Here is an 11432-nt window from a genome sequence, read left to right on the forward strand (position 1 = left end):
GCGGTGGCCTGCTCGCCGGGCCGCTCGGCCGCAACCTCGGGCTGATCGTCGCGCTGGTGCTGCTGTGCATCGCCGGCGTCGCGACGGCGGGGGACCGGTTCGCCGACGTCGACAACGTGCTGACCATCCTGCGGCTGGCCGCCGTCATCGGTGTGGTGAGCGTCGGGATGACCTTCGTGATCATCGGCGGCGGCATCGACCTGTCGGTCGGCGCGCTGGTGGCGCTCTCCTCGGTCTGGGCGACCACCCTGGCCACCCAGCAGCTGGCCGAGGACGCGCACTGGATCCTCATGGTGCTCACCGCGCTGCTGGTGGGGTCGATCGCCGGGCTGGTCAACGGCGTGGTCATCGCCTACGGCAAGCTGGTCGCCTTCATCGCCACCCTCGCGATGCTGGCCGCGGCCCGCGGGCTGGCCGAGATCATCTCCAACCGGCGCACCCAGATCGTCCAGGACCAGGACTTCATCCGGTTCTTCTCCGGCGACGTGCTCGGCATCCCCACGCTGGTCATCGTGTTCGCGCTGGTCGCCGTGGCCGGCTGGGTGCTGCTGAACCGGACGACCTTCGGCCGGCGCACCTTCGCCGTCGGCGGCAACGCCGAGGCGGCCCGGCTGGCCGGCATCCGGGTGCAGCGGCACACCGTGCTGCTCTACGTGCTCTCCGGGTTCACCTGCGGGATCGCGGCGGTGATGCTCATGGCGCGCACCACCACCGGCAGCTCCACCCACGGCAACCTCTACGAGCTCGACGCCATCGCGGCGGTGGTCATCGGCGGCACGCTGCTGATCGGTGGCCGCGGCACCATCGTCGGCACCGTGCTCGGCGTGCTGATCTTCACCACGCTCGGCAACGTCTTCACGCTCAACAACCTGTCCAGCTCGGCGCAGGCGGTGGCCCGCGGCGTGATCATCGTCGCCGCCGTGCTGCTCCAGCAGCGGCTGGTCACCGGGTCCTTCCGGATGCGCACGCCGCGGTCGACGGCCCCACCCGGAGCGGCGACCGCCGGCGGGCCGGCGGGCACGGTCTCCGGCGGAGCGGTGCCCGGTGGCCCCGGCGGCGCCCGTCCCAGCGGCAGCACGGACACCCCCTGACCTGACCCGTGGCCCGACCGGGCGCGGATCAGCACGACACCCAGCCGGTCTCCGACCGCCTGGGCAGCACCAGCCACGTCCCACCCCACCTGGACTGCCCAGGTCGGCTCGATACGAGGAGAGAACGATGACTGCAACGCGGCAGCGCCCGTTCCGGCGCCTGCTGTCCACCACCGTCTGCCTGGTCGGGGCGACGGCGATGGTGGCCGGCTGCACCAGCAACTCCCCGGAGGAGAGCTCCTCCGGTGACGGCGGCGGCACCAACGCCGCCAGCTCGAACGACGACTCCGGCGACACCGTCACCATCGGCTTCTCCGCGCCGGCGGCCGACCACGGCTGGATGGCGGGCATCACCAACGCCGCCAAGGCCGCGGCCGAGCAGTACGACGACGTCGAGCTGCAGGTCGCCGAGGGCACCAACGACGTCAGCACCCAGATCAGCCAGGTGGAGACGTTCATCAACGACGGGGTCGACGCCATCGTGCTGCTGCCCTTCGACGGCGCGGCGCTGACCCCGGTCGCGCTCAAGGCGATGGACGCCGGCATCCCGGTGATCAACGTCGACCGCCAGTTCGACAGCCCGTTCGCCGCCCGGGCCACGGTCCTGGGCGACAACTACGGCATGGGCGTCTCGGCCGGGACGTACGTCTGCTCCGAGCTCTCGGGCACCCCGAACGCCGTCGTCGCCGAGATCGCCGGCATCGACTCGCTCCCGCTGACCCAGGAGCGCAGCCAGGGCTTCGCCGACGCGCTGGGTGACTGCGGGCTGAAGGTGAGCAACCGGGTGGCCGCGGAGTTCACCGTCGAGTCCGGCGAGGAGGCCGCGTCGAACCTGCTGCAGGCCGCGCCGAAGATCGACGCGATCTGGAACCACGACGACGACCAGGGCGTGGGCGTGCTCGCGGCGATCAACAACGCCGGCCGCGACGAGTTCTTCATGGTCGGCGGTGCCGGTTCGGCCAACGCCATGCGCAGCATCCAGGCCGATGACTCGGTCCTCAAGGCGACGGTCATCTACCCGTCCACCCAGGCCGCGGACGGCGTCAAGATGGCCCGCCTGCTCGCGCAGGACAAGTCGCTGTCCGACCTGGTCGAGGTGGAGATCCCGAAGCAGATCGTGCTCAACGCGCCGGTCGTGACCAAGGACAACGTCGACCAGTACATCGACAGCGCGTTCGAGTCCTGACCGCACCGCCGGGGACGCCGACGACCGTCGGCGTCCCCGGCCGTCTCCTGGAGCCTGCGATGACCCCCTCCCCGCCGCCGCTGCGCGTCGGCATGATCGGTTACGCCTTCATGGGCGTGGCCCACTCCCACGCGTGGCGCACCGCGCCCCGCTTCTTCGACCTCCCGCTCGCCCCGGAGCTGACCGTGCTGGCCGGCCGGGACCCCGCTGCGCTCTCGGCCGCGGCCGGGAAGCTGGGCTGGGCCGAGACCGAGACCGACTGGCACCGCGTCCTGGAGCGCACCGACGTCGACCTGGTCGACATCTGCACCCCCGGCGACACCCACGCCGAGATCGCGATCGCCGCGCTCGAGGCGGGCAAGCACGTGCTGTGCGAGAAGCCGCTGGCCAACTCCGTCGCCGAGGCCGAGGCGATGGTCGCGGCGGCGGCGCGGGCCGCCGAGCACGGTGTCCGGGCGATGGTGGGCTTCACGTACCGCCGGGTGCCGGCGGTGGGCCTGGCCCGCCGGCTGGTGGCCGACGGGCGGCTGGGCGAGATCCGGCACGTCCGCGCGCAGTACCTGCAGGACTGGATCTCCGACCCGACCGCCCCGATGTCGTGGCGGCTGCAGAAGGACAAGGCCGGCTCCGGTGCGCTGGGCGACATCGGCGCGCACATCGTCGACCTCACCCAGTTCATCACCGGCCAGTCGCTGACCGGGGTCAGCGCCGTCCTGGAGACGTTCGTCAAGAAGCGCCCGCTGCCGGCCAGCACCGGCACCCTGGGCGGACTCGGGGTCGGGTCGGGCGGGATGAGGGCAGAGGGCATGGGCGAGGTGACCGTCGACGACGCGGCGGTGTTCCTCGGCCGGTTCACCGAGGGCGCGCTGGCCACCTTCGAGGCGACCCGGTTCGCCCTGGGCCGGAAGAACGCCATCCGGATCGAGGTCAACGGGTCGGCCGGCAGCCTGGCCTTCGACTTCGAGGACATGAACGTCCTGCACTTCTACGACGGCACCGAGCCGGGCGAGACCGCCGGCTTCCGGCGGATCGTGGTCACCGAGCCCGAGCACCCCTACGTGGGCGCGTGGTGGCCGGCCGGGCACGGCCTGGGCTACGAGCACGGCTTCACCCACCAGGTCGTGGACCTGGTCGGCGCGCTGGCCGCGGGAGAGCAGCCCCGGCCGTCCTTCGCCGACGGGCTGCAGGTCCAGCGCGTGCTGGACGCCGTCGAGCGCAGTGCCGCCGACCGCTCCACCTGGACCGAGATCCCCTCCGACCACCCAGGAGAGAACTGATGCCCCGCCCCGTCACCCTGTTCACCGGCCAGTGGGCCGACCTGCCGTTCGAGGAGGTGTGCCGGCTGGCCTCGGGTTGGGGCTACGACGGCCTGGAGATCGCCTGCTGGGGCGACCACCTCGACGTCGCCCGGGCCGCCGAGGACGACTCCTACGTCAAGGAGCGGCTGGGCATCCTGGAGCGGCACGGCCTGACGGTGTACGCCATCTCCAACCACCTCAACGGCCAGGCCGTCTGCGACGACCCGATCGACGAGCGGCACCGCGGCATGGTGCACCCGCGGGTGTGGGGCGACGGGAACCCCGAGGGGGTGCGGCAGCGGGCCGCGGAGGAGATGGAGCTGACCGCCCGCGCCGCCCGCGCGCTGGGCGTCGACGTCGTCGTCGGGTTCACCGGGAGCAAGATCTGGAAGACCGTGGCGATGTTCCCGCCGGTGCCCGAGTCGATGATCGCCGACGGCTACGCCGACTTCGCCGCCCGGTGGAACCCGATCCTGGACGTCTTCGACGAGGTCGGGGTCAAGTTCGCGCACGAGGTGCACCCCTCGGAGATCGCCTACGACTACTGGACGACGGTGGCCACCCTGGAGGCGATCGGGCACCGCGAGGCGTTCGGGCTGAACTGGGACCCGTCGCACTTCGTCTGGCAGGACCTGGACCCGGTCGGGTTCATGTGGGACTTCAAGGACCGGATCTACCACGTCGACTGCAAGGACGCGAAGAAGCAGGTCGGCAACGGGCGCAACGGCCGGATGGGCTCGCACCTGCCCTGGGCCGACCCGCGGCGCGGCTGGGACTTCGTCTCCACCGGGCACGGCGACGTCCCGTGGGAGGCGTGCTTCCGGATGCTCAACACGATCGGCTACGACGGCCCGATCTCGGTCGAGTGGGAGGACGCCGGCATGGACCGGCTGGTCGGGGCGCCCGAGGCGCTGGAGTTCGTCCGCCGGCTGGCCTTCGACCCGCCGGCCGCGGCCTTCGACGCCGCCTTCTCCAGCGGCAACTGACGGCTGCTCCCCATCCGGTGCCCGCGGGACGGGTACCGGATGGGGAGTTCGCCCGATGTGCCGGCCGGTCATCGGCGAGAACCCTCAGGAGCACCATCCCGAGGGAGAGGAACCCCGATGACCACCACCGTTCCCGACACCGAGCTCAAGGCCCGCCACCGCACCATGTGGGCCTCCGGGGACTACCCCCGGATGGTCGAGACCTTCCTGACCCCGCTCGGGCTCCGACTGGTCGAGGCCTGCGCCATCAGCGCCGGCGACCGGGTGCTGGACGTCGCCGCCGGCACCGGCAACGCGGCGCTGCCCGCCGCGGCCCGGGGCGCCCGGGTCACCGCCAGTGACCTCACCCCGCAGCTGCTCGCCGACGGCCGGCGGCTGGCCGAGGCGTCCGGGCTGTCGCTGGAGTGGACCGAGGCAGACGCCGAGCGCCTGCCGTTCGACGAGGCGTCCTTCGACGTCGTGATGTCCTCGATCGGCGTCATGTCCGCCCCGCACCACCAGGAGGCGGCCGACGAGCTGGTCCGGGTCTGCCGGCCCGGCGGCACCGTCGGCGTGCTGTGCTGGACACCGGAGGGCATGGTCGGCGCGCTGTTCCGCGCCATGAAGCCGTTCATGCCGCCGCCCCCGCCCGGCGCCCAGCCCCCGCCGCTGTGGGGCAGCGAGGAGCACCTGCGCGGGTTGTTCGGTGGCCGGGTCGAGTGGACGGCGCTGCGCCGGGAGGCGCTGGAGATCACCGCGTTCCCGCAGGCGCACGACTACGCCCGGCACTTCCGGGCGTACTACGGGCCGACCATCGCCGCCCGTGCCAACGCGGTGAAGGACGGCCGCGAGGCGGAGTTCGACGCCGCCCTGGACGCCGTCTGCGACGAGTTCGACCACGGCACACCGGAGCAGGCCCGGTTCGACAGCGAGTACCTGCTCGCCGTCGGCACCCGGCGCTGATCGCGCAGGAGCTCCTCAGCGCGGCCGGTCCGTGGGAGGCTCGGCGGATGCAGGGGCCCGACGGGGCCGCGCAGCTGCGGACCGGCAGGCAGGCGCTCGAGCGGGCGGACTGGGAGTCCGCCCGTTCGGCGTACCACGCTGCCCTCGGCGCGGACGGCCCCGCCGACGCCCGGGACGGCCTGGCCCAGGCGCAGTGGTTCCTCGGCCGGGTCCCCGAGGCGATCGCGCTGCGCGAGCAGGCCTTCGCCGACCACGTGCAGGCCGGTCGCTGCGCCGAGGCTGCCCGGCCGGCCGTGTGGGTGGCCCACCAGCACCCCCTCGGCGGGCGCGGATCGGCGGCCCGCGGGTGGCTGGCCCGGGCCGAACGGGTGATGGCCGACGTCCCGTCGTGCGCCGGGCACGGCTGGGTGGCGGTCGAGCGCGCCCGGCAGGCGGCGACCGTGCGGGACCAGGCCGCCGCGGCGTCCCGGGCCCTGGAGGTCGCCCGGGCGACCGGGGACGCCGACCTCGAGGTGCTGGCGATCAGCCTGCTGGGGCGGGCGGAGGTCCGGGCCGGCCGGCGGGAACCCGGGTTGCGGCTGCTCGAGGAGGCCATGGCGGCGGCGCGCAACCGTGCCGAGGCCGCCGCGCACGCCGTCCGCCGTCGTCAGCCGGGTGGCCTGCTGCCCGGCTGACCAGGTCAGCTGCCGAGGACGTGGCGCTCCAGCCACTCGTTGCCGAAGGCGCCCCGGGGGTCCAGCCGCTGCACCAGGTCGGCGAAGTCGGCATGCCGGGCGTACCGGGGAGCGAGCGTGGCGGCGTCGGCGAGGAAGACCTTGCCCCAGTGCGGGCGCGCCCCCAGCGGGAGCAACGCCGCCTCGAGGTCGACGAGCAGCTCCTCGAGCTCGGACTGCGCCTGCAGCCAGGTGAAGTGGAAGGCGACGGACTCCTGGTCGTGGGCCGTGCTCAGCCAGAGCCGGTCGGCGGCGATCGTGCGGATCTCGCAGGTCTGCAGCAGCGGCCGGATCCGGTTCCCGAGCGCGCGGAGCGCCTCCAGCGCCGGGACGGCGTGCGCGCGGGGGAGCAGGTACTCGGACTGGATCTCGTCGCCGTTGCTGGGCGTGAAGCCCATCCGGAAGTGCGGCAGCCGGTCCGACCACAACCCGGTGCTGCCCAGCTGCGGGGTGGCCGGGGTCGGGTCGATGCCCGGGATGGGGTGCCGCTCGCCATCGGCCGGCACCGCACCGAAGAACCCGCCCTCGGGCGGAGCCGGTGCGTCGGTGCGCGACTTGACCCAGACCATGTCGACGTCGCCGCCGAACAGGGTGAACAGGCTGACGCTGTAGCCGAGGGAGACGATCTCGTCGAAGTGCTCGAAGAGGGCCGGCCACGGCAGGTGGTCGTACACCCGCTGCTGGACCTCGAACGCCGGCTCGACGTCGAGGGTGACCCGGGTGACCGCGCCCAGCGCGCCCAGGCCGACGACCATGCCGTCGAAGTCGGCGTCCCCGCGGGCGGCGCGCACCACCTCGCCGCTGGAGGTCACCAGCTCCAGGGCCGCGACCGCCGTCGCCAGGTTGCCGTTGCCCACGCCGGACCCGTGCGTGGCGGTGGCCACCGCACCGGCCACGGAGATGTGCGGCAGCGAGGCGAGGTTGTGCAGCGCCAGGCCGGAGCGCTGGAGCGCCGCGGCCACCTCGCCGTACGTCAGGCCGGCGTCCACGGTCACCGTCTTCCGGTCCGGGGCGACGACGACGGAGTCCGGTGAGGTCATCGCCTCCAGCGAGACGAGCTCCGCGGAGTCCACGATGCCGGTGAAGGAGTGCCGGGAGCCGAGCACCTTCACCCGCGGTCCGGCGGAGACGACCTCCTGCAGCTGCTCGAGCGACTGCGGGCGGTGCAGCTTCGTCGCCCAGTAGGTGTAGTTGCCGGCCCAGTTCGTCGTGGACAGCGCCACGGGCACCTCGATCACGCCCCAGTGTCCCGCAACGCTCGCGTGCGCGGGTCGCGGGGGTTGCACTTCATAAGTCACCACTTATACAATGCGGCGGTGCACGCGTTCGACGTCCTCGGTGACCCGGTCCGGCGCCGGATGCTGGAGTTGCTCGCCGACGGCGAGCAGCCCGCAGGGCAGGTCGCCGCCGTCGTGCACGCCGAGTTCGGCATCTCCCAGCCCGCGGCGTCCCAGCACCTCAAGGTGCTGCGCGAGAACGGCTTCGCCCGGGTGCGCGCCGAGGGGGCCCGGCGGCTCTACGCCGTCGACGCGACCGGGCTGCGGGAGATCGACGCGTGGCTGACCGGCTTCCGCCGGTTCTGGGACCAGCGCCTGGACGCGCTGGCCACCGAGCTCGCCCGGGGCGAGCGCGCCGGGTCGACATCAGCGACCACGGGCTCCGGGCCCGCGGCCGACACGGAGGAGGAGACATGAGGGACCTCATCGACGAGCTCGTGGCAGCTCACCGGGACGTGCAGCGGCGGGGGAGCGGGGACGCCGAGGTGATCGCCGTGAGCGTGCGCCGCCGCTACGACGCGGCGGTCGGGGACGTGTGGTCCGCCGTCACCGACCCTGATCGGCTGGCCCGGTGGTTCGCCCCGGTGAGCGGCAACCTCCGGGTCGGCGGCGCCTTCCAGGTGGAGGGGAACGCCGGCGGTGAGGTGCAGGAGTGCGACCCACCGCACGGCTTCACGGTCAGCTGGGGTGGCCCGGAGAGCCTGGTCCGGCTGCGGCTCACCGCCGAGGGCGGGAACGCCACTCGACTGGAGCTCGAGCACTCCGTGCCGGTCGCCTTCGCCGGCAGCGGCGCCGGCGCGTTGTACGTCGGACCCGGCTGGGACGTCGCCGTCCTGGGGCTGGCGCTCTTCCTGCGCGGCGAGCCGGTCGGCGACCCGGTCGCCTGGGAGGGGACGGCGGAGGTGCAGCGCTACAACGCCGCGACGATCGACGCGTGGGTGACGGCGATCGGCACGACAGCGGCTCCGGAGGAGGTCGCGGCCGGGGTGGAGGTGGCGCGGGCGCAGTTCGCCCCGGACGTGCCCGAGGAGGCCCGTTCCTGACCGGAGCTGCGGGGTGACGCCGGCGCCTGGTTCACTGGTGGTTGAGCGTTTGACGGTCCGTCGGCGCCGGCGAGACCCTGGAGGGACCCCATGCACCTCGGCGTCGACAGCTTCGTCTCGGCGGTGACCGATCCCGGCACCGGGCACCTGGTCGGGCCCGAGGAGCGGATGACCCACCTGCTGGAGGAGATCGCCCTCGCCGACGAGGTGGGCCTGTACTCCTTCGGCATCGGCGAGCACCACCGGCCCGAGTACTACGACTCGGCGCCGGCGGTCATCCTCGCCGCCGCGGCCGCCCGGACCTCGCGCATCCGGCTGGGCAGTGCCGTCAACGTGCTCAGCGCCGCCGACCCGGTCCGGGTGTTCCAGGAGTTCGCCACCCTCGACCTGATCTCGCGGGGCCGGATCGACCTGGTCGTCGGGCGCGGGTCGTTCACCGAGGCCTTCCCGCTGTTCGGGCTCTCCCTGGCCGACTACGACTCGCTGTTCACCGAGAAGCTGGACCTGCTGCTGCAGATCCGCGACTCCGAGGTCGTCACCTGGTCCGGCCGGCACCGCCCGGCGCTCACCGGTCAGGGCATCTACCCGCGGCCGCTGCAGGACCCGCTGCCCATCTGGGTCGGTGTGGGCGGTACGCCGGAGTCCTTCGCCCGGGCCGGGCTGCTCGGGCTGCCGCTGATGGTCGCCATCATCGGTGGCGAGCCGCGCCAGTTCGGCCCGCTGATCGACCTGTACCGCCGGGCTGGCGCGCAGGCGGGGCACGCCCCGGAGACGCTGCAGGTGGGGCTGCACGTGTTCGGCTTCGTCGCCGAGAGCACCCGGGCGGCCGCGGACACCATCTACCCGGGCTGGCACGAGATGTTCACCAAGGTCTCCCGGGAGCGCGGCTTCTCCCCGCCGTCCCGGGCGCAGTTCGACGCCACGAGCGGACCGAACGGCGCCTTCTTCATGGGTGACCCGGACACCGTGGCGGAGAAGCTGGTCCGGATCTCCGGGCAGCTCGGCGGGGTGGACCGGATCTCGCTGCAGATGACGAACCCGCGGCTGGCGCACGCCGACCTGCTGCGCGGCATCGAGCTGCTGGGCACCGAGGTCGTGCCCCGGGTCGCCGCCGCCTGACCCCGGCCGACGAGGTGCGCTGGGTCGACGGGGACCATGGGGTGGTGAGCCCGGAGGAGCAAGGACAGCCGTCGCAGGCCGGGCAGCTGTCCTCCCCGGACGACGGCGCGGCGCCCGAGCCCGCCGGTCGCCGACGGCCGCTGGGCCTGCTGCTCCGCGCCTTGCTGGTGCTGGTGGCCGTGGTGCTCGTCGTCGTCTTCCGGCACCGCATCGCCGAGTGGTGGGACGGCCTGGTCGGGGTCGCCTGGAAGTGGGTGCTGCTGGCCGCGGTGGTCCAGCTGCTGTCCATGCAGTGCCTGGTGGAGCAGCAGCGCGGGCTGCTCCGCGCCGGCGGCGGGTCGGCACCCCTGCGCAGCTCGACGAGCACCATCTACGCGGGCAACACCATCTCGGCCACGGTGCCCGTCGCCGGTGCCGCGGCGAGCGCCGCCTACACCTACCGCCGGCTGCACGCGCTGGGCAACAGCACGGGGCTGGTCGGCTGGGCGCTGGCGGTCTCGGGCATCGCCGCGACGGCGTCGCTGGCGGTCGTGCTCGCCGTCGGGTCGGCGGTGACCGGGTCGCTGGTGGGAGCGCTGGGCGCGTTCCTCGCCACGGTGGCCGGCGTCGTCCCGGTCGTCGGGCTCGTCCTGGTGCTCCGGCACGCCCGGACCCGTGCGCTGGTCGTGCGCTGGGTCAGCCGGGCCGCCGCGGTGCTCGGCCGGTGGGTGCCGGCGCTGCGCAGCGACCGGGTCGGCCTCCGGGTCGACGAGCTGCTCAGCTCGCTGGGGTCGTTCCGGCTGAGCCCGGTCGCGGGGGCCGCCGCCGGCTTCTACGCCCTCGCCAACTGGGTGCTGGACGTCGCCACGCTCGCGCTCGCGCTGATCGCCGTCGGCGCCCCGGTGCCCTGGCAGGGACTGCTGCTGGCCTGGGCCGCCGGAGCGCTCGCCTCCTCGGCCCGGCTCACGCCCGGCGGGATCGGGGTGGTCGAGACGGCGCTCGCCTCGGCGCTGGTCGCCGCCGGGCTGCCGGCGAGCCAGGCCGTGCCCGCGGTGCTGGTCTACCGGCTGGTCAGCCTGTGGCTGCTCGTCGGAATCGGCGCGCTGTTCCTGGTGGCCACCCCCGCCGGCCGACGCCGGACCCCGGACGCCGCCGGGCAGGCGTAGGAAGACCCCGAGGAACTCCAGGTCAGCTCGTCGACGAGGCAGGGAACTGTCGTACCCCCTGGCTAGCGTGGGGTCATGTTCGAGGCCGGTGGGTACGGGGTGGCGCTGACGGTGGCGCCTGCCCGGCCATTCGGCCCCGATGGGTGGGGTCCGCCGCCTGAGGGGGTGACCCGTCGTCCGTCGCGGTTGACCGACGTGCTCGAGGTGGTCGGGTTCGATGACGCGGAACTCGTCCGGGAGCTGACCGCGGTGGCCGTGGGCCGGGCGAAGCTGGCGGCGTACGAGGCGGCGTTGGTGGCGGAGTTAGCGGGGCGGCGGCCGCAGCAGTCGGACCTGACCGAGGACGAGCCCGGGCACGGGGTAGCGGGGTGTCTGCCTGACCGGGCGCCGGCCGGGGTGTCGGAGTTCTTCGCCGATGAGCTGGCCGTGGTGGCCGGGATCTCCCGCGCCGCGGCCACCAAGCTGACCGAGCGGTCGCTGGTGTTGCAGCGTGAGCTGCCCGACACGTGGGCGGCGCTGGCCGATGGGCTGATCGACCCGGCGCGGGCGAACGCGATCGTCAAGGCCCTGGGTGGGCAGTCGCAGGACGCCGGAGGCCGGGTGGCTGCGGCGGTGGTGGGTGAGGTGGAGGC

Annotated in this window: 11 protein-coding genes and 1 pseudogene; 11 read left to right on the plus strand and 1 reads right to left on the minus strand. The window is 73.7% G+C overall.

The window, feature by feature from the left end; genetic code table 11:
* The 6 genes from FHL79_RS23795 to FHL79_RS23820 form a co-directional block, all read left to right on the plus strand.
* Positions 1–1091, plus strand: a 1091-nt coding sequence (locus FHL79_RS23795; RefSeq protein ID WP_138761034.1) for an ABC transporter permease, incomplete at its 5' end; no start/stop codon positions are given.
* Between the two features lie 127 nt (positions 1092–1218).
* The gene (locus FHL79_RS23800) at positions 1219–2277 is read left to right on the plus strand and encodes a substrate-binding domain-containing protein (protein ID WP_138761035.1); all 1059 of its coding nucleotides are present in this window, start codon (positions 1219–1221) and stop codon (positions 2275–2277) included.
* Between the two features lie 59 nt (positions 2278–2336).
* On the plus strand, positions 2337–3554 hold the full coding sequence (locus FHL79_RS23805) for a Gfo/Idh/MocA family protein (protein WP_138761036.1): 1218 nt from the start codon (positions 2337–2339) through the stop codon (positions 3552–3554).
* Entirely contained in the window at positions 3554–4561 is a 1008-nt protein-coding gene (locus FHL79_RS23810) for a sugar phosphate isomerase/epimerase family protein (protein ID WP_138761037.1), read from the plus strand. Before FHL79_RS23805 ends, FHL79_RS23810 begins: the two co-directional genes overlap by 1 nt.
* Before the next feature lie 117 nt (positions 4562–4678).
* Positions 4679–5503: a class I SAM-dependent methyltransferase gene (locus tag FHL79_RS23815; protein WP_138761038.1), complete on the plus strand. Its 825-nt coding sequence runs from the start codon at positions 4679–4681 to the stop codon at positions 5501–5503.
* Between the two features lie 47 nt (positions 5504–5550).
* Entirely contained in the window at positions 5551–6177 is a 627-nt protein-coding gene (locus tag FHL79_RS23820) for a hypothetical protein (RefSeq protein ID WP_179966115.1), read from the plus strand.
* A 5-nt stretch (positions 6178–6182) separates the two neighbouring features.
* Here FHL79_RS23820 and FHL79_RS23825 read toward each other — a convergent pair whose 3' ends face one another.
* Positions 6183–7454, minus strand: coding sequence for a D-arabinono-1,4-lactone oxidase (locus FHL79_RS23825; RefSeq protein WP_138761039.1), 1272 nt, complete (start codon positions 7452–7454; stop codon positions 6183–6185).
* 78 nt (positions 7455–7532) lie between these two features.
* On the opposite strand from FHL79_RS23825, the gene FHL79_RS23830 reads away from it, so the two are divergent.
* The 5 genes and pseudogenes from FHL79_RS23830 to FHL79_RS23850 form a co-directional block, all read left to right on the plus strand.
* The gene (locus FHL79_RS23830) at positions 7533–7910 is read left to right on the plus strand and encodes an ArsR/SmtB family transcription factor (protein WP_138761040.1); all 378 of its coding nucleotides are present in this window, start codon (positions 7533–7535) and stop codon (positions 7908–7910) included.
* Positions 7907–8536 (plus strand): SRPBCC family protein, encoded by a 630-nt coding sequence (locus FHL79_RS23835; RefSeq protein ID WP_138761041.1) that lies wholly within the window; start codon positions 7907–7909, stop codon positions 8534–8536. Before FHL79_RS23830 ends, FHL79_RS23835 begins: the two co-directional genes overlap by 4 nt.
* Positions 8537–8626: 90 nt before the next feature.
* Positions 8627–9655 carry an Atu2307/SP_0267 family LLM class monooxygenase gene (locus tag FHL79_RS23840; protein ID WP_138761042.1) on the plus strand — a complete coding sequence of 343 codons (1029 nt, stop codon included), beginning with the start codon at positions 8627–8629 and terminating at the stop codon, positions 9653–9655.
* 44 nt (positions 9656–9699) lie between these two features.
* Positions 9700–10800, plus strand: a complete 1101-nt coding sequence (locus tag FHL79_RS23845) for a lysylphosphatidylglycerol synthase transmembrane domain-containing protein (protein ID WP_171058325.1) — start codon at positions 9700–9702, stop codon at positions 10798–10800.
* 165 nt (positions 10801–10965) lie between these two features.
* Positions 10966–11432 (plus strand): annotated as a pseudogene (locus FHL79_RS23850) (hypothetical protein); the annotation flags it as partial.

Source organism: Modestobacter altitudinis (genome assembly GCF_005930475.1).
Classification (GTDB): Bacteria; Actinomycetota; Actinomycetes; order Mycobacteriales; family Geodermatophilaceae; genus Modestobacter; species Modestobacter altitudinis.